Origin of the sequence: Hymenobacter piscis (genome assembly GCF_018760735.1) — a bacterium.
Taxonomy (GTDB): Bacteria; Bacteroidota; Bacteroidia; order Cytophagales; family Hymenobacteraceae; genus Hymenobacter; species Hymenobacter piscis.
The window spans coordinates 61,502-79,324 of record NZ_JAHHZN010000002.1; the positions used below are offsets into that span (position 1 = coordinate 61,502).

Genomic DNA, 17,823 nt, shown 5'->3' on the forward strand with positions numbered 1-17,823 from the left:
TCCAGAACCCTTTTTGCACAAATAGCGCATTCAGAGCCCACAGAACATCAAACTCCTTATTTCACCACCTCCCCATTTCCCCGCTAGTCCATCATATCCGCCGCTTTGGGCGGGTTGTGGGCTTCGGGCTGCCAGCTGTAGGGATACTTCTCGTCCTCGTAGGCCAGGGCGGCTTCGGTGAGGTAGAGGGGCCGGAAGGTGTCGAGCATGACGGCCAACTCGTGGGTTTCCTTCTTGCCGATGCTGGCCTCCACGGTGCCGGGGTGCGGGCCGTGCGGGATGCCGCTGGGGTGCCAGGTAAACGAGGCCAGATCCACGCCCTTGCGCGACATGAAGTTGCCCGCCACGTAGTACAGCACCTCGTCGGAATCGACGTTGGAGTGGTTGTAGGGGGCCGGAATGGCCAGCGGGTGGTAGTCGAACAGGCGCGGCACGAAGGAGCAGATGACGAAGTTCTGGCCCTCGAACTGCTGGTGCACGGGTGGCGGCTGGTGGATGCGGCCGGTAATGGGCTCGAAATCGTGGATGCTGGTGGCGTAGGGGTAGAAGTAGCCGTCCCAGCCCACCACGTCGAAGGGCGAGTGGCCATAAACCAGGGAGTGGAGCAGCCCGTCCTTTTTCACCCGCACCTCGTACTCGCCCGACTCGCGCACGTCGCCCTCAATCAGCTCCGAAGGACCGCGGAAGTCCCGCTCGCAGTAAGGCGCGTGTTCCAGCAACTGCCCGAAGTGGTTGCGGTAGCGCCGGCAGGTTTCGATGGGGCTGAACGACTCGATGATGAGCAGGCGTACCGGCCCTTCCTCGAAGTGGAGCTGATGGATGATAGTGCGCGGAATAACGATGTAGTCGCCGGGCTCGAAGGCCAGCTTGCCCAGCTGGCTCCACAGCTCGCCCCGGCCCTCGTGCACGAAAATCACCTCATCGGCCAGCGCGTTCTTGTAGTAGTAGTCCATGCGCTGCTCCGTGGGATTACAGATGCTCATGGTCACGTCGGCGTTGCCGAGCAGGGTCTGGCGGGCCTGGAGGTAGTCGCCGCCGGTGCTGGTCTGGCCCAGGGTGCGCAGGTGGGCGGGGGCCAGAGGGCGGTCCTTGAGCAGCTTGGGGGCGAAGGGCCGGGCCTCGCCCACCTTGCGGATTTCGGTGGGCGCGTGCCGGTGGTAGAGCAGCGACGACACCCCGTGGAAGCCCAGCGTGCCCACCAGCTGCTCGTGGTAGAGCGAGCCGTCGGGTTGCCGGAACTGGGTGTGCCGCTTGCGCGGAATCTGACCTAAGCGTTGATAAAAAGGCATAACGGGGGTGGAAATTTCGGGTGGGAAACAAGCAGCAATGCCGGGTGGTGAAGGTACAAAGTTTCTCCGTGGGGTGTTTTTGGGTTGTGGGTTGTTGGTTGTTGGTTGTTGGTTGTCAGAGAAAGGAACGTCATTCCGAGCGAAGGCGCAGCCGCAGCCGAGGAATCTCGCGTGCTGACGTTGTAATGGTAACTCAACGACAGGATTACTTTATCAACATCAGCACGCGAGATTCCTCGGCTCCGCTCGGAATGACGTTCTTACCCTATCCTCCCCACCACCTCCCCACCAATTACGCGGTACCTTTGCCCCATGCTGTCTTTCCTGCTGCCCTTACTCGCGCTGCTGGCCCCGGCGGAGGCCGCCCCGGTCCCGCGCACCCGCACGTTCTCCTTCGAGTACACGGCCTTGGTGCCCGCCGCCCCGGCCGGCACCCGGGCCGTGGATGTGTGGCTGCCGGTGCCCCACGACGATACCTCGCAGCAGGTGCGGGGGCTGCGGGTAACGGCCCCGGTGCCCTACGATATCCAGACGGGCGAGTACGGCAACCGCATCCTGCACCTGCGGGCCACGGGCGCGAGCCTGCAGGGGTTTCAGGTAACGATGCGCCTCGACGCCACCCGCCGGGAGCACCTCACGCCCAGCCTTGGCACAGGCCAGCGCCCGGCTAAGGAAAAAGCCGACCCCAACCTGAGCCGCTGGCTGGCCCCCGACAACCTCGTGCCCCTCGACCCCAAAATCCGCCTCTGGGCCACCGAAGTGGTAACCAGGGCCGGGGCGAAAACCGACCTCGAAAAGGCCCGCGCCATCTACGAGCACGTGGTGAGCACCGTCAGCTACGACAAAACCGGCCAGGGCTGGGGCCGGGGCGACATCTACTACGCCTGCGACACCCGCCGCGGCAACTGCACCGACTTCCACGCCGTGTTTATCGGCTACTGCCGGGCCCTGGGCATTCCGGCCCGCTTCAGCATCGGCTTCCCGCTGCCGCCCGAGCGGGGCGCGGCCGAAGTGAAAGGCTACCACTGCTGGGCCGAGTTCTTCACTTCCGAAACCGGCTGGGTGCCTATCGACGCCTCCGAAGCCGCTAAAAACCCCGCCCGCCGCAACTACTTCTTCGGCGCCCACGACGAGAATCGCCTCGAATTCAGCCGGGGCCGCGACCTGACCCTGACTCCGCGCCAACAGGCCGCCCCGCTCAACTACTTTATCTACCCCTACGCCGAAGCCGACGGCCAGCTCCTGGCCGGCGTACAGCACACCTTCCGCTTCCAGGACAAGGCCGCAAAGTAACCCGGCCCGGGCGCCAGACTTACGGCCGCGCAGCCGCCAAGCGGAACCGCGCCGCGTAACGGTGCCGTGAACCGGTTTGCGTGTAGCAAAAAGAGCTGCAGCAAATTAAATTGCTGCAGCTCTTTTTGCTACACGCCAGCTTATCGGTGTACTCATGGCGGTTTGCAGGCTACTGTCCAGGGGTAAAGACGCAACATGTTGCGTCTTTACCCCTGGACAACAATCAGCTCACTGGCCCAGCAGGCTCAGCATGAGTGGGTTGTTGGGGGTCTGGATGGCGTGCAGGGCCTGCTGCATTTCGGCGTCGTCTTGGTTCAGGACCCGGAAGTAGGCGGCTTTGCCGTAGGCGCTGCGGGCAATGAGGGCCTTAAGCTGGGTGCGCAGCAGCGGGGCGCAGCGGCGCAGGCCGGCGGTGTTGGGCGCGAGGCCGTCGCGGCTGGCCCGGGCCACGAGCTGCTGGAGCTGGGTATCGGTAATGCGGAAGCTCTCGTTGAACTGCTCGAAGCGGAGCGCGTCCAGCTCCTCCTTGTGGTCCTGGTAGTAGCTCAGGCTGTACTCGCGCACCAGATTCAGGCTCTGCAGGCGCAGGTAGTAGGCCGACTGGGCCGAGGTGTCGCGGGCCACGAACATATCGGGCATGATGCCGCCGCCGCCGTACACGGTGCGGCCGTGGGCCGTGCGGTAGCGCAGGGAGTCGGCAAAGTGGATGCTGTCGGCGTGGAAATACTCGCCGTTGTCGGCCCGGTTCTGGAGGTCCTTTTCGTATTCGGCCAGGCCGTGGCCGTAGGATTTCTGGATGCTGCGGCCCGAAGGCGTGTAGTAGCGGGCAATGGTCAGGCGCAGCTCGGAACCGTCGTTGAGGGCAATGGGCTGCTGCACGAGGCCCTTGCCGAAGGTGCGGCGGCCCACCAGCAGGGCCCGGTCGTGGTCCTGGAGGGCCCCGGCCAGCACTTCGGCGGCCGAGGCGCTGCCTTCGTCCACGAGCACCACCAGGGCGCCTTCCTCAAACTCGCCGGCCACCCGCGAAAACGTCTGGGAATCGTACTGGTCGCCCTTGCCGTCGGTGTACACAATTTTCTTGGTGCCCCCGATGAACTCGTCGGCCATCTTGGTGGCCCGGTCGAGGTAGCCGCCGGGGTTGCCGCGCAAGTCCAGCACCAGCTGGGTGAGGCCCTGCCGGCGCAAATCGCCCAGGGCGGCCTTAAACTCGTCGTAGGTGCCGCTGGCGAAGCGGCTCACCTTGATGTAGCCGGTCTGGTTGTCCACCATGTAGGCCACGTCCACGGAAGTATTCGGGATGCGGTTGCGGGTTACCTGCACGCCGATGGGCCGGGCCAGACCGTGGCGCAGCACCTGCAGCTGCACCGCGCTGCCCCGGGGGCCGCGGAGCTTACCAAAGAGCTGCTCGGTGGTAAAATGCACGCCCGACACGGGTTGGCCGTTCACAGTCAGGATCCGGTCGCCGGGCTGGAGGCCGGCCTGCTCGGCGGGACCTTCGCTGATGGGGGCCACCACCGTCACGGTGTCGCGGAAGATGTTGAATTCGACGCCGATGCCGTCGTAGTCGCTCTGCAGAAACGAGGAAGCCTGCTGCTGGCGCTTGGCCGGGATGAAGACCGAGTGCGGATCGAGGCGCTCCAGCATGCGGGCAATGGCGTAATCCGAGAGCTCCTCGGCATTTACCGAGTCTACGTAGTCACGGTCGACGTAGCTCAGGATTTCTTTGAACTTTAAGTAGCCGCGGGCCGTGAGGTCGGGGTTCTGGTCGGACGGCCGGAAAGGGTTGGCCCCCACCAGAATGCCACAGGCCAGCACCAGCCCCAGCAGCCAGGGCTGGCGCACCTGCCACCGCGAAATGCGCGGCGTGGATTCCTGGGCCGGGCGGGGTGAGTCGTTCGGCTCGGTGGTCATAAAGCGTTGAGAGAGTAGTTGTTCAACCGATAATCAGCAATCCGGGGAGAAGACAGGTCTTCAAAACTATTGAAACTTTTCCAAGAAACCCACCCCACACATAGAGGTATAGGCATTTTCGAATAACAGTGCAATTTTTTATTAGTCGAAGATAAATTGCAGCTCCCCAAAGGCCCTTCGGAGTAGCTGAAAACCGCCTGACTCTGAGCACCCTGCAAAGATTATTATAGTATTTTAAAAAGACCGTCTGATCTCGCCCAACGGCCGGGTTTTGGCGCTGAACGCCCGGTGCCACGCTGCTACCGGCCGCCGCCGCCGCCGCCGGGTATCCGCTTTCGGAACGGGTGTCGTATCTTTGGGCCGCGGCTTTGGCTAACCCGTTGAACGGCCGCCGCTTGGCTTTCTTTTCTGTTTTTCTCGCGATGGGCCGTATTCTTGCCATCGACTACGGTCACAAGCGCGTGGGCCTGGCCGTCACCGACCCGCTCCAGCTCATCGCCACGCCCCTCGACACGATTCACAGTCAGGACCTGCTGGCCTACCTGAAGGCCTACCACCTGCGCGAGCCGCTGGCGGCCCTGGTCATTGGCATGCCGCGCACGCTCAGCAACGAGGCCACCGATGCCACCAGTGCCGTGGTGGGCGTGCTGCGCCGCCTGCGCAAGGAGTTCCCCGGAGTGCCGGTCCACGAAATCGACGAGCGGTACACCTCGCGCATGGCCCACGCGGCCATGCTGGCCGGCGGGCTGGGCAAGAAGGACCGCCGCGACAAAGCCACCGTGGACAAGGTGGCGGCCACCATCATTTTGCAATCTTTCCTCGAATCCCGATGATTTACCCCATTGTTGCCTTCGGCGACCCGGTACTTAAAACCCTCGCCAAACCCCTGCCCGCCGAGTATCCGGCCGCCGAGCTTGAGCTGATCATCGCCAATATGTTCGAGACGATGTACCACGCCCACGGCGTGGGCCTGGCTGCCCCCCAGATTGGCAAGAGCATCCGCCTGTTCGTCATCGACTCAGCCCCCATGCTCGACGAGGATGAGGACGGCAACCCGATTGTGGACGTGCCGACGGATGCGCCCGTGAAGCGGGCCTTCATCAACCCCGTTATGGTAAGCGAAACCGGCGAGGAGTGGGCCTTCGAGGAGGGCTGCCTGAGCATTCCCGGCATCCGGGAGAAGGTGGTGCGCCACGGCACCATTGTGCTGCGCTACGAGGACGAGCAGCGCCAGGTGCACGAGGAAACCTTCACCGGCCTCACCGCCCGCGTGATTCAGCACGAGTACGACCACCTGGAAGGCGTGCTGTTCACCGATTATGCCTCGGGCCTGAAAAAACAGCTGCTCAAGGGCAAGCTCGCCCGCATCAGCAAGGGCGACGTGGACGCCGACTACCGCATGCGCTTCGTGGGCCAGGGCCGGCGGTAAGCGGACCAGATACAGTCTAAAAGCCCGCGGCCTTTCCTCTTCGGAAAGGCCGTTTTTTTGGGCTGTACTCCGGTGGCGGGCCGGCTGTACGGCCGGGGATTTGGCAGCATCGAGAAACCTTTTATATTGCTGACTATCAGCTTATCTATCCCGTTATGACGATTCGCTCCGCCGGCCCCGCTATGCTCCTGGCCCTGCTGCTGCTGCCCGCCCCGGGCCGGGCCTGGGGCTTTTTTGCGCACCGGCTCATCAACCGGCTGGCCGTGTTCACGCTGCCGCCCGAGATGGTGGGCTTCTACAAGGCCAACATCGACTACCTGACCACCAACGCCACCCGGCCCGACTCGCGGCGCACCGTGGTGCCCGGCGAAGCGCCCCGCCACTTCCTCGACCTGGACGTGTACGGCGACTCGGCCGCCTACAAGCTGCCCCGCTCCTACCCCGACGCGGTGGCCCTGCTGGGTGAAGATTCGCTGCTGCGCCACGGCGTGGTGCCTTGGCAGGTAGCGCGCATGAAAGGCCAGCTCACGGCCGCCTTCCAGGCCCACGACACCGACCGGATTCTGCACCTCTCCGCCGACCTGGGCCACTACATTGCCGACGCCTGCGTGCCCCTGCACACCACCCGCAACTACAACGGCCAGCTCACGGGCCAGCGCGGCATTCACGGCTTCTGGGAAAGCCGCCTGCCGGAGCTGCTGAGCAGCGGCTACGATTTCTTCACCGGCCCCGCGCCCTATCTGGACCGCCCCACCGACGTTGTCTGGGCCACCGTGGCCCGCTCCCACGCCGCCGTCGACTCGGTGCTGACCTTTGAACGGGAGCTGAGCCAGCAGATGCCGGAGGACCGCAGGTACGGCTTCGAGCAGCGCGGCAACCTCACGGTACGCACCTACTCCCGCGACTTCGCCCGCGCCTACCACCAGCGCCTGAGCGGGCAGGTGGAGCGGCAGCTGCGGCTGGCCGTGCGTCTGGTGGGCGCGTTCTGGTACACGGCCTGGGTAGACGCCGGCCAGCCCGACCTGAGCGCCCTGCCCCGCACGCCCTCCGAAAAAGAGCAGCAGCGCCTGGCCCTCGAAGCCAAACAGCTCGAAGCCGCCCCCGCCCGGGCCGCCGCCGGGCACGAGGAGTGAGTAATAAAAAGGGGCGCAGCCCGAGGACGGTAAGTACTTTGCTATTCTGGGCAGGGCGAAGGAACGTGTCCGGTGTAGCCTTCGAGGAGGTCCGGTTCTGTGTATCCCTCAGGCGGGTGGGAAGTTGGCCGCCGCCGCCGTTCTTTGCAGCGCCGTGTACGTGTTCAGAACCGATAAGCTGGCCCGGGGAATCACCTACCGGGTTTTGCCTGGCCGGTGGCGGCGTACGCCGTTTTCCCGGAAATGATGAGCCCGGCGGGCACGTAATCCGGCACTTTCGCCGACAAAATAGTCATATTAAGCCCAACCGTAGCCTCGCCCCGGCCGGGCAGACAACCTGCCCCCGGCCCTTGCGTAGGAAACGCGCCCCGCCCCCGCGGATACCCCTGTTTTTCCCTTGCTGAACTATATGCGCAAACTCTACTACATACTCCTGCTGCTGTGCCTGTGCCGGCCCGATACCCATGCTCAGAAAGTGGGCCTCGTGCTCAGTGGCGGCGGCGCCAAAGGCCTGGCCCACGTGGGCGTGCTCAAGGTGCTGGAGCAAAACCAAGTCCCCATTGACTACATCGTGGGCACCAGCATGGGCGCCATCGTGGGCGCTATGTACGCGGCCGGCTACTCGCCCGAGCAGATTGAGGAAATCGTGCTCAAGCCCGAATTCCAGACCTGGGTGTCGGGCGACCCGCTCGAAGGCAAGGTGTACAACTACTACGACGCCGACCCCACCCCCGCCGCCCTACACCTGCGCCTGGCCGTCGACTCCACCCTCAAGGCCCGCGTAACGCCCCGCCTGGTGAACGACGTGACCCTCAACTACGTGCTGGCCACCATGCTGGCGCCGGCCGGCGCCATTGCCGACTACAATTTCGATAACCTGCTGGTGCCCTACCGGGCCGTGGCCTCGGAGGTATTCACCCGCGAGAAGGTGATTCAGCGCAGCGGCTCGCTCTCCGATGCCGTGCGCAACTCCATGGCCTTCCCGCTGGCCTTTCGCCCCATCCGCCAGCCCGACGGCCGCTACCTCTTCGACGGGGCCGTGGTCGATAACTTCCCCACCGGCGTGATGCGCGACGAGTTTCGCCCCGACGTTATCATTGGAGTGAACGTGGGCGACGTGGCGTTTAACAAGTATCCCAAAGAACGGGACGATGAGCTGCTGACCAGCACCCTGCTGTTTCTGGGTTCCAATGTGGCCGATACCACCTCGGTGGGCAAGAACGGCATCTTCATTCAGCCCAACCTGGGCGACATCACGGCGGCCGATTTCGGCAAGGCCAGGCAACTGGTGGAACTGGGCACCCAGGCAGCGCAGGAGAAGCTGGAACTGCTGCGCCAGCGCATTCCGCGCCGCCAGGATACGGTGGCCCTGCAGGCCCGTCGGCAGGCGTTTCAGGAGCGGGCGCCCAAGCCGGAGTTCAGCCAGATTACGGTGCAGGGCATCCCGAAAGAGCAGCAGGAGTTTGTGCGCCGCTTCTTCCAGCGCTCCGGCTCCAGCTATACCCCCGGCGACGTGGAGGAAGGCTACTACCGCCTCGTCAACAACGACTTTTTCAACAACGTGTACCCGCGCATTCAGTACGATAAGGCCCGGAAAGGCTACGTGCTGGGCGTGGATGCCCGCCAGAACAGCAACCTCACCACCGACCTGGGCGTGCTGCTCTCGACCCGCTCGATGAGCAACTTTTACCTGGGCGTGGGCTACCGCTACCTCAACCGCTACCTCTACACGGTGAAGGCTGACGTCACCATCGGGCGCTTTTACAACGGGGCCCGGGGCTCGTTCCGCATCAGCGTGCCGGGCAACACACCGCTGTATTTCGAGCCGGTCATCACGTTCAACAACTTCAACTACCAGGATACCGGCGGCCTGCTCGGGTCCTCGGCCCAGAACACCCAGATTCAGCAGCGCGATTTCAAAACTTACCTGCAGGTGGGCATCAGCCCCAACTACCGCAGCCGCTACATTCTGAGCGGGGGCGTGTTCACGAACCGCGACCGGTTTGCCAACACCGACAACATCAACAGCGACGCCCGCCTCGACCAGAGCCGGCTCCAGGGCCTGACGGTGGCGGCCAGCTTCGAGCGCAACTCCCTCAACCGCCGGCAGTACGCCGTGAGCGGCCGCCGCGTGGAGTTTGGGCTGCGCGGCGTCACGGCCGAGGAAAAATACGACCCCGGCAGTACCGCCAACGACCTGCCCGGCCGCACCAAAAAGCACAACTGGGTGAAGCTGGGTCTCTACAACGAGCAGTACTTTACCTTCAACAAGACGGATTCGGTGGGCACGCCGGTGCACGCCTGGGGCTACCTGATTGAGTCGGAGCTCAGCACCCAGGGCTCGTTTGCCACCTACCGCTCCTCGCTCACGTCGGCCGCCGCCTTCCTGCCCCTGCCCGACTCGCGCACCCTGTTCCTGGACCGTTACCGGGGCACGGCCTTCGCGGCGGTGGGTCTGCGCTACGTCCGGGCCATTGCCGGCTCGCTGGAGTGGCGCACCGAAGTGTACGCCCACACCCTGTTCCGGGGCTGGCAGCGCCAGGACGCCAACCCTTTGCTGCCCACCCGCGGACCGGCCGTGAGCCGCCCCTACCTCACGGCCATGACCGGCCTCGTGTACCAGACGCCCGTCGGACCGGCCGCCCTGCAAGTCATTCACTATGATGATTCCAACAAGCGGTTTGGCGTATTCGCCCACATCGGCTACGTGCTCTTCCGCGACCGGGCGCTGGATTAAGCAGTGAGATAGTGAGGGGTCATTGCGAGTGCAGCGACGCAATCCGTCCATTTCCAGGCACGCAATCCTGACCAAATCACAAGCCCCTGACGCCAGCGCGGACGTCAGGGGCTTTTTGCTTTTCCGGGCTTTGCGCTGCGCGAAAGAAGGAGTACTTCGCTGCACTCGCAAAGACCATTCACCACTCCAGCGCTACTGCACCAGAATCAGGGCCGACGAAGCGGGCACTTCTACGGCGGCCTCCCCGGCCACCTCCAGCGGGCGGAGGCCGGCGGGGTTAATTTCCAGGCCGCTCAGCACCACCGAATAGCGGCCGGCGGGCACGGGCAGGCGGGCCGGCTGGCGGCGGCCGTTGAAGAGCACCGTGATGGTATCCCAGGCGTCGCCGCCGGCGTGGCCCAGGAGCTGGTAGCCGATGGTGGAGGCGGGCAGGCCGGGCAGAAACTTCAGATGCTCCGCAACCAGGGCCTGCGTGGGCAGCCGGAAGGCCGGGTGGGCCTTGCGCAGGGCAATCAGCTGGCGGTAGAACTGAAACACGCGCTGGTAGCGGACCTTGCGGGCCCAGTCGATTTGGTTGACGCTGTCGGGCAGGTTGTAGGAGTTATGAGAGCCGTTTTTGGTGCGCAGAAACTCGTCGCCGATGGGCAGAAACGGCACGCCCTGGGAGGTGAATACGATGGTGTTGCTGAGCACGTCCATACGGATCCGCTCCTCCTCCGCGGCTCCTGGCACGGCGGCCAGCAGCTTATCCCAGAGCACCATATCGTCGTGGCAGGCCACGTAGTTGATGCACTGGGCCGGGGCGCTGGCCCAGGGCGCGCGGGAGTAGTTTACCCTGGCGTAGTCGAGCTGGGGGTGGCGGGTGGCGGCCACGATGCCGAACTTCACGCTCTCCTCCAGGCCCGGCTGCCCGCTGGCGAAACCCGGCTCCCGGTGGCGGGCGTAGTGGCCCTTCACCCCATCGCGCAGCTCATCCGAAAAAGCCGCCACCCGGTCGAGCCGGCCCACGTTGGCCTTCACTGCCCGTTGGGTTTCCGACACCGGACTGGCCCCGGCCGTCCACCCCTCCCCGTACACAAACAGGCTGTGGTCGACCTCATCCAGGGCCACGCGCACGGCCCGCATGGTGCGCAGATCCAGCACCCCCATCAGGTCGAAGCGGAAGCCGTCGGCGTGGTACTCCCGGGCCCAGTAGGCCACCGATTCCACGATGAGCTTGCGCACCATGGGCCGCTCGGAGGCCACCTCATTGCCGCAGGCCGCCGCGTCGGAGAGGGAGCCGTCGGGGCGGTGGCGGTAGTAGTAGCCGGGCACCAGCTGCTCGAAAGAGCTGCGGGCGGCGTCGGCGGTGTGGTTGTACACCACGTCGAGCACCAGGCGCAGGCCCCGGCGGTGGAGCTGCTGCACCAGGCGCTTAAGTTCCCGGATGCGGGCGGCGGGGGCGGCGGGGTCGGCGGCGTAGGAGCCCTCGGGCACGGAGTAGTGCAGCGGGTCGTAGCCCCAGTTGTAGCGGCCCGGCTGGCTTTCGTCGAGGGAGGCGAAGTCGTTGGTGGGCAGCAGGTGCAGGTGGGTGATGCCCAGCTCAGACAGGTGGTCGAGGCCGGTTTTCACGCCTCCGGGCCCGGTGGTGCCCAATTCGGCCAGCCCCAGAAACCGGCCCTTCTGCTCAATCCCGGAAGTCGGACTCATGGACACGTCGCGCAGGTGCAATTCCCCGATCACCATGTCGGTAGCCTGGCCGAGCCTGGGCCGCCGGTCGTCCTCCCACTGGGCGGGGTGCACGGTGGCCGGGTCGAGCAGGGCCCCGCGCTGCCCGTTCAGGCCCACGGCGTGCACGTAGGGGTCGGGCACCTCGGCCATTTGCCGGCCTTTAATGGTGGCCTGCACCACGTAAAACTGTCCCGGCGGCCGGGCCGGCAGCGCGTAGGTCCAGGTACCGCCCGCTGATTTCTGCATGGCGTACTCGGCCACGGGCGCGCCGCCGGTGCCGGCGGCGTAGAGCTTGAGCTGGAGCCGCTCGGCGGTGGGCGCCCACACCCGCAGCCGGGCCTGGCCCCGCACGAAGGTCAGCCCCAGATCGGGACCGGAGTAGGTGGGGTAGGCTTCGTACGCGTCGGGCACCAGCGCCGTGCGGCAGGTAGTCAGCATCAGGAGCAGGAACAGGGCGGTCAGCAGGCGGACAGTCATGCAGCAGGCAATAAACGGGAGTCGGAAGGTCGGCGAAGGTCGGTAAAACAGACCGTCCCGGACGGAGACATCCGGGCAGGCCGCCTGCCCGGCTACTTAGCCCAGGCTACTCGTCGGGGTAGTGGGGGGGCTCCTGGCCGGGCGCGTGGGGTGAGACGGGTGCGGGGTCGCAGCCGGCCAGGATGGCGCCGGCCAGGTCTTCGCCGTGGTGGAAGTAGCGAAAAACGACCGTGGCCAGCCACATAGCCAGCGGCGGGGCCAGAAAATACACCCACAACCCCGTGTAGCTGCCCGCTGCCACGGCCGTGCCCAGGGAGCGGGCCGGGTTCAGGCTCATGCCCGAAAGCGGGGCCTCGAACGTGATGTAGACGGCCAGCAGCAACCCCAGCAGCCAGCCGGTGAAGGACTTTAGCCGGGCCGAGTGCAGGGCCAGGAGCAGCACCATCATCATGATAAAGGAAATAACGAATTCGGCCCCCAGGGCCACCGGCCAGCCGCCCCGGGCAGGGTCGGGCTGGGTGAGGGTGTGGGCCACGGCCGGGTGGCCATACCAGTGGGTGCCCAGGCTCAGTTGCAGCAACAGCGCCGCGGCCACGCCCCCCGCAAACTGAGCCAGCACGTACCAGAGGGCATCGGTGGCGCTTACCTTGCCCAGCTGCCAGAAGGCCAGCGTCACGGCCGGGTTGATGTGGGCGCCCGAGCGTTGGCCCCAGGGACTGTACACAATGGCCACCACCACCAGCACCATGCCCGCTCCCAGCCAGGCCCGCCGCAGCAGTGCACTGGCCGGCACCACGGCCGCCAGCGGGGAGGCCGGGTGTTCCAGCAGTACCGTGAGCAGCCCCGCGCACACCACAAAAAACCCGAGGCCCGCGGCTTCGGCCAGGTAGTGCGGCCAGTGCCGGCGGCCGGCCCGGACCAGCCGGCGCCAAAAGGTATCGGGAGGGGTTGAAGCCATCGGGCGCCGGTTCAACTGGCCGCCTCACAGCGCTGCGCGAAATGGCGCAGCAGGTCGGCCACTTCTGCCGGAGCCTCGTAGGGCAGCAGGTGTCCGGCCCCGCCGATGATTTCCAGCGGGGTACCGGCGGGCAGCAGGGGCAGCGTTTCCAGGCCGTGCACCGAGGGCGACATAATCGGGTCCTGGTCGCCGGCCAGAATGGTGCAGGGCACCGCCACGGCCGCCATCCGGGCGCTGATGTTTTCGCGGCTGCCGTGCAGCAGCCAGGCATCCCAGGCGGCGCGGCTGGTACGCAGGTTATCGGCCACCACTTGCCGGTGCGGGGCGGCGGACAGCGCACGGACCGTGATATGGCGGGCCGTTTTTTCCGCTTCCGCCGGCTGGCCCCAGGCGTGCCGGCTAGCCTGCCGGTCGGCTTCGGTCATGGGTTCCGGGGTGGGCGGCGAGGGGCTGAGCAGGGCCAGGCCCACCAGTCCGGCCGGCTGCCGGGCCGCCAGGGCCAGGGCAATTTTGCCGCCCATGCTGTGGCCCACCAGCACGTAGGAGCTCAGCTTTTCGGCCGCTATAAAAGCCGCCACCGCGTCGGCGTAGGCGTCTACGGTGAGGCCGCCGGCGGGAACGGGGGCGGCCCCGAAGCCCCCCAGGTCGGGGGCCAGCAGGCGGTAATCGGGGGCGAGCAGGGCGGCCACCTGGTCGAATTCGTGGCCGGCGCCGGCCCAGTAGTGCAGGGCCAGGAAAGTAAGCGGTTGGGGCATGGGGCTTGTACGGCAAACCGGGGCCAATTGCCGGCCCCGGCCCCACGACCCGCCGATTTTTTAACTACCGCCTCCAGCAGGGCCGGCGCCGACGCCGGGGCGCCATTGGCCCCGCCAGCCCCCACCCCCAACAGCAAGGCCATCCCGGTTAACCGGAATGGCCTTGCGGGAAAGCAGCACGCGGATTTCTAGCGGACTTTTATTTTCAGATTTTTAAAGTCGCCTTGCAAGATGATGGCGCATTTGGGAGCGTCGGGGCTGAAGCCCGCGTTGGGGTCGAGCTGGCGGGGCGCTTCCACGGCGAAGCGGCCGCTCACCAGTTGCCGCCGGGCGTCGTAGGCCGTGATGGTCACGTCGCCGATCAGGTCGTTGGTGGTGTCGCTGAAACGGTAAATCGACGACCCGCCGCTTGCTCCCCGGTAGATATAGGAAACAAAAACCGGCGCGGTTTGCTGGTTACGGCTGCGCAGGGCGTAGGTGCCGGTCCAGGTGCTGCCCAGGGCCGCCCGCTCCACTTCCAGGTGCACAGCATCGGTGCCGGCGGCGAAATCCAGGGCCAGTATCTGCGCGTTCATGGCACCTTCGCCCTTGATAGCGAGCGAGGAGTGGCCGGTGCCGTAGCCGTGATGCGCCACGCCGCCAGCGGGGGTAACAGTCGTAAAATCGAAGTAGCTGGACAGGGTCAGATCGGGGGTAGGATCAGGAGCCGGATCGTTTTGCTTGTCGGAGCAGGCGACCAGCATCAGGGAAGCACAGGCTGCCAGGAAGTAGGAGGTAACAGACGTTTTCATAAAGTATTTCTGATGGTTTGGGAACTAATTCTGAGTGGCCATTTTCAAAAGCTGTGCCAGAGTTGGTAATGGGAAAAATTCCCGGAACCGTTAGCTGGCAGCCTACTCAAAAAAAACCCTGGCCCGCCGCACGTCTGTTCGTACGACCAGCCAGGGTGGTAGCCCTTGGGGAAACCAGAAATTGTCAGCCCTATTTTTCTACTTTCAGGGTAGCGGGCCGGGTGGTGAACTCGAAGATTTCAGCGTGGGGCATGAGGGTAATCTGACCGAATTCCTTCAGCAGCATCTTGTAACTCTCCCCCACCGGCCGGATTTTGCGGTCGAGGTCGTAGAGGCCGCAGGCGTTTACGCTCAGGCGCTTTTCGCGCAGGCTGATGTCCCAGTCGAGCTGGTCGAGCAGGCTGTACCAGGTGAACCCCACGACCGGCACGCCGTCCTGGCGGATGCGCTGCACGTTCACCCACTGCTTCCAGAGCCAGCATTCGGCGTCCACAGGGTTGAAGGAGTTGGTTTCGGTGTGCATCACGGGCTTGCGGTACCGCTCGTAGTACTGGCGCGTCATGGTGTACCAGCCCAGCACGTCCTCGGCCTGGCACCAGGTGCCATCGGGCTTGATGATGCGCTCATTGCGGCCGTAGTAGTCGTTGCCCATGATCTGGTAGCCGGGCGGCTCACCGGCCATAAACCAGTCGAGCTCCTGGCGGGTCAGGCCGTTATCGAGGCAGAACAGCAGCACCTCCGAATCGAGGGGGTGAGCGTACAGCAGATCGAGCGAGAGGAAGCGCAGCTTGTTGACCAGGCGGATTTCGGGACTTTCCACGGCCCGCATCTCGTGGATGTACTCCGCCGATTCGCTCTGCACAATCACGCAGTCGGGGCGGTGGCGGGCAATCTGCTGGTTGCCCATGATGCTGGCGGCCACCAGGTGCTTCATGGCCGTCACGAAGGCCCGGTCGTCCTTGAGCTGCTCGTTCCAGATGCCGTCTTTGGCGGAGGCCCGGGCCGTCACGTAAATCTCGTTGATGGGCGTGTAGAACCGCACCCATGGGTAACGCTGGGCCACGGCCCCGCAGTACTCGGCGAAGTGAATGGGCAGCTCGGGGTTCTGGAAGTTGCCCAGCCAGTCGGGCACCCCAAAATGCATCAGGTCCAGAATGGGCGTGATACCGAGGCGCTGGATTTCAGCCATGGCCAGGTCGGCGAAGCTCCAGTCGTACTTGCCGGGGGCCTGGTGAATCAGGTAGTAGGGCAGGTTGTAACGCAGCACCTTCAGGCCCATTTCCTGCACCAGCCCCAGGTCTTCCTTGTAGCGGTTGTAGTGGTCGGTTTCAGCCAGCAAATCGCGCCGGATAGTGTTATTAGCAATCATCGGGTAGGAGCACTCGATGCCGGTGGCGAACATGAAGTTGCCCGCGTTGCCGGTGGGCAGGCCCGAGCCATCGTGCCCGGCGGCCCCGCCGTACTCGTCGCCCGCGTAATGGCCGTCGCCGAACTTTTCTTTGATATGGGTCAGGAAGGACTTCATTGTTTGGTACTTATTGCCTAGTACTTGGTGCTTAGGCCGTTTTAATCAATTCAAAAGAAATACCTAAGCACCAAGCACTAGGCACTGAGCACTACCGAAGGGTAGCCAGAAACTTATCGGCGGTGCGCAGGCTCAGGGCCATGATGGTGAGGGCCGGGTTAACGCTCAGCGCGCTCGGGAACACGGAGTTGTCGCAGATGTAGAGGTTGGGCACGTCGAAGGCCTTGCCGTCGGGGTCGACTACGGCCTCGTCGGCCCGCCGGCCCATGCGGGCCGTACCAATGACGTGGGCGTAGCGCTCGAAGGCCCAGATGTCGGTGGCGCCGGCCTCCTGCCAGATCTGGCGCATCAGCTTTTCGGCGTGGCGGTTCATGCGCTGCTCGTTTTCCTGGGCCGTGAAGTGCAGGCGGGGCTTGGGCAGCCCCCGGGCGTCCTTCTCGTCGCTGAGCTCCATGAAATTGCTGGCGTGGGGCATACAGTCGCCCAGAATGTTGATACCGGCAATGTGGTTGTAGTTGCGCATATAGTCGCGCAGGGGCTGGCCCCAGAGCTTGCGCTGGCGCACCATCTGGGTGGCAAAAGTCACGGGCATCACGCCGATGCTTTGCAGCAGGTAGCCACCCGCAAAGTCAGCGTCCTGGGGCCGGTGGGTATCTTCGGAAATCAGGCCGCCGGGAATGCCTTTGTAGGGGCGGATATCCTCCGGGAACGTGCCCCAGACCTGCATGCCGGGGTGGGCCATGAAGTGCTTGCCCACCTGCCCGCTGTTCAGGGCCAACTCGTTGAGCAGCAGCAGACGGGGCGTTTCGACGGCGCCGGCGCACAAAAACAGGTGGCGGCAGCGCTGGCGCACGGTGCGCCCGTGTTGCTCGTACACCACGCCCGTAATGCGGCCGGTGGCGTCGCGCTCAATCTCCGTCACGTAGGCATCGGCCCGGATTTCGGCCCCGAAGCTCTCGGCCAGGGGCAGAAACGTGACGTCCATGCTGGCCTTGGCGCCGCGGTTGCAGCCGGCCTGGCAGAAGCCCCGGTTGGTACAGGCCTCGCGCCAGCCAATGCCCTCCTGGTAGTAGCGCGCCGACAGAGCCGCGTTGGCCGCCGGCGAGGTGCGGATGCCTAGCTTGCCGCAGGCCCGCTCCATAAGCTGGGCCGCCCCGTTAAGCGGCAGCGGAGCCAGCGGGTAGCCCTTGCGCCGGGTGGGGTCCCAGGGATAGGGCGTGGGCCCGGATACACCCAGGAAGTGCTCCACTTCCTCGTAGTAGGGCTCCAGCTCCTCGATGCCGAAGGGCCAGTCGACGCCCTGGCCGAAGTCGGTGTGCAGGGTCAGGTCGGAGCGGTGGGCGCGGGGGGTGTAGGCGGTGTAGTGCAGGGTGGAGCCGCCCACGCCGGTGCCGGAGTTGTTCTTGCCAAAAGCCACCGGATTCTGCCCGGCCGAAAGGCGCTCATCGTTCCAAAAGAGGAAGTTTTGGGCTTTTTCGTCGGTGGCGTAGTCGGTTTTGGGGTCGCGGCGGGGGCCGGCTTCCAGAGCCACCACGCGCAGGCCGGCCTGGGCCAGACGGGCCAGCAGGGGCGCGCCGCCCGCGCCGGTCCCAATCACCACGCAGTCTACTTCGTCGGAGGGGTCGGGCAGGGGGGCGGGCTGTTCCAGCGGGTTGCGGCTGGGGTCGGCCTGGAGGTCGTTTTCTTCGAGTATTTCCCGCAGCAGCGGGTCCTGAATTTCGGGTTGCAGCGGGGTCAGCGTGCCTTCCTCCAGCGTTTCTTCGTCGGGCATAAGGTGAGATGGTGAGGTGGTGAAATGGTGAGTGGCTGTTCGGG

13 protein-coding genes are annotated in these 17,823 nt (G+C 65.1%); 5 read left to right on the top strand and 8 right to left on the bottom strand.

Annotation, left to right across the window (positions count from 1 at the left end; genetic code table 11):
* Positions 1 to 83: 83 nt before the first annotated feature.
* Positions 84 to 1,289, bottom strand: a complete 1,206-nt coding sequence (locus KLP40_RS02510; RefSeq protein ID WP_215592015.1) for a homogentisate 1,2-dioxygenase — start codon at positions 1,287 to 1,289, stop codon at positions 84 to 86.
* Positions 1,290 to 1,601: 312 nt separating this feature from the next.
* Here KLP40_RS02510 and KLP40_RS02515 point away from each other — a divergent pair, with 312 nt between their 5' ends.
* A complete protein-coding gene (locus tag KLP40_RS02515; RefSeq protein ID WP_215592017.1) occupies positions 1,602 to 2,582 on the top strand; it encodes a transglutaminase-like domain-containing protein in 981 nt (326 codons plus the stop codon).
* A gap of 228 nt (positions 2,583 to 2,810) precedes the next feature.
* Here KLP40_RS02515 and KLP40_RS02520 read toward each other — a convergent pair whose 3' ends face one another.
* Positions 2,811 to 4,493 (bottom strand): S41 family peptidase, encoded by a 1,683-nt coding sequence (locus KLP40_RS02520; protein ID WP_215592018.1) that lies wholly within the window; start codon positions 4,491 to 4,493, stop codon positions 2,811 to 2,813.
* 422 nt (positions 4,494 to 4,915) lie between these two features.
* Between KLP40_RS02520 and ruvX the strand changes: the two genes are divergently transcribed.
* From ruvX to KLP40_RS02540, 4 genes are all read left to right on the top strand, one after another.
* A complete protein-coding gene (gene ruvX, locus KLP40_RS02525) occupies positions 4,916 to 5,326 on the top strand; it encodes a Holliday junction resolvase RuvX (RefSeq protein WP_215592019.1) in 411 nt (136 codons plus the stop codon).
* Positions 5,323 to 5,922, top strand: a complete 600-nt coding sequence (def, locus tag KLP40_RS02530) for a peptide deformylase (RefSeq protein ID WP_215592020.1) — start codon at positions 5,323 to 5,325, stop codon at positions 5,920 to 5,922. The genes ruvX and def overlap by 4 nt, the downstream gene beginning before the upstream one ends.
* Positions 5,923 to 6,077: 155 nt before the next feature.
* Positions 6,078 to 7,055, top strand: a complete 978-nt coding sequence (locus KLP40_RS02535) for a zinc dependent phospholipase C family protein (protein ID WP_246558607.1) — start codon at positions 6,078 to 6,080, stop codon at positions 7,053 to 7,055.
* A gap of 409 nt (positions 7,056 to 7,464) precedes the next feature.
* On the top strand, positions 7,465 to 9,792 hold the full coding sequence (locus tag KLP40_RS02540; RefSeq protein ID WP_215592021.1) for a patatin-like phospholipase family protein: 2,328 nt from the start codon (positions 7,465 to 7,467) through the stop codon (positions 9,790 to 9,792).
* Between the two features lie 192 nt (positions 9,793 to 9,984).
* Here the strand turns inward: KLP40_RS02540 and pulA are convergent, their stop codons facing one another.
* The 6 genes from pulA to KLP40_RS02570 form a co-directional block, all read right to left on the bottom strand.
* Positions 9,985 to 11,979 carry a type I pullulanase gene (pulA, locus tag KLP40_RS02545; protein WP_215592022.1) on the bottom strand — a complete coding sequence of 665 codons (1,995 nt, stop codon included), beginning with the start codon at positions 11,977 to 11,979 and terminating at the stop codon, positions 9,985 to 9,987.
* A gap of 106 nt (positions 11,980 to 12,085) precedes the next feature.
* Entirely contained in the window at positions 12,086 to 12,937 is an 852-nt protein-coding gene (locus KLP40_RS02550; RefSeq protein ID WP_215592024.1) for an MIP/aquaporin family protein, read from the bottom strand.
* Positions 12,938 to 12,948: 11 nt separating this feature from the next.
* Positions 12,949 to 13,692 (bottom strand): alpha/beta fold hydrolase, encoded by a 744-nt coding sequence (locus tag KLP40_RS02555; protein ID WP_215592026.1) that lies wholly within the window; start codon positions 13,690 to 13,692, stop codon positions 12,949 to 12,951.
* A 188-nt stretch (positions 13,693 to 13,880) separates the two neighbouring features.
* Positions 13,881 to 14,483, bottom strand: a complete 603-nt coding sequence (locus tag KLP40_RS02560; protein WP_215592027.1) for a hypothetical protein — start codon at positions 14,481 to 14,483, stop codon at positions 13,881 to 13,883.
* Positions 14,484 to 14,673: 190 nt separating this feature from the next.
* Positions 14,674 to 16,008, bottom strand: coding sequence for a family 1 glycosylhydrolase (locus KLP40_RS02565; RefSeq protein ID WP_215592028.1), 1,335 nt, complete (start codon positions 16,006 to 16,008; stop codon positions 14,674 to 14,676).
* Positions 16,009 to 16,099: 91 nt separating this feature from the next.
* Positions 16,100 to 17,779: a GMC family oxidoreductase gene (locus KLP40_RS02570; protein ID WP_215592029.1), complete on the bottom strand. Its 1,680-nt coding sequence runs from the start codon at positions 17,777 to 17,779 to the stop codon at positions 16,100 to 16,102.
* Positions 17,780 to 17,823: the final 44 nt, after the last annotated feature.

Coding starts and splice junctions, on each gene's coding strand:
- KLP40_RS02515 (WP_215592017.1), top strand. CDS start 1,602: ATGCTGTCTTTCCTGCTGCCCTTACTCGCGCTGCTGGCCCCGGCGGAG.
- def (WP_215592020.1), top strand. CDS start 5,323: ATGATTTACCCCATTGTTGCCTTCGGCGACCCGGTACTTAAAACCCTC.
- KLP40_RS02550 (WP_215592024.1), bottom strand. CDS start 12,937: ATGGCTTCAACCCCTCCCGATACCTTTTGGCGCCGGCTGGTCCGGGCC.
- KLP40_RS02535 (WP_246558607.1), top strand. CDS start 6,078: ATGACGATTCGCTCCGCCGGCCCCGCTATGCTCCTGGCCCTGCTGCTG.
- KLP40_RS02560 (WP_215592027.1), bottom strand. CDS start 14,483: ATGAAAACGTCTGTTACCTCCTACTTCCTGGCAGCCTGTGCTTCCCTG.
- pulA (WP_215592022.1), bottom strand. CDS start 11,979: ATGACTGTCCGCCTGCTGACCGCCCTGTTCCTGCTCCTGATGCTGACT.
- KLP40_RS02555 (WP_215592026.1), bottom strand. CDS start 13,692: ATGCCCCAACCGCTTACTTTCCTGGCCCTGCACTACTGGGCCGGCGCC.
- KLP40_RS02540 (WP_215592021.1), top strand. CDS start 7,465: ATGCGCAAACTCTACTACATACTCCTGCTGCTGTGCCTGTGCCGGCCC.
- KLP40_RS02570 (WP_215592029.1), bottom strand. CDS start 17,779: ATGCCCGACGAAGAAACGCTGGAGGAAGGCACGCTGACCCCGCTGCAA.
- KLP40_RS02565 (WP_215592028.1), bottom strand. CDS start 16,008: ATGAAGTCCTTCCTGACCCATATCAAAGAAAAGTTCGGCGACGGCCAT.
- KLP40_RS02520 (WP_215592018.1), bottom strand. CDS start 4,493: ATGACCACCGAGCCGAACGACTCACCCCGCCCGGCCCAGGAATCCACG.
- KLP40_RS02510 (WP_215592015.1), bottom strand. CDS start 1,289: ATGCCTTTTTATCAACGCTTAGGTCAGATTCCGCGCAAGCGGCACACC.
- ruvX (WP_215592019.1), top strand. CDS start 4,916: ATGGGCCGTATTCTTGCCATCGACTACGGTCACAAGCGCGTGGGCCTG.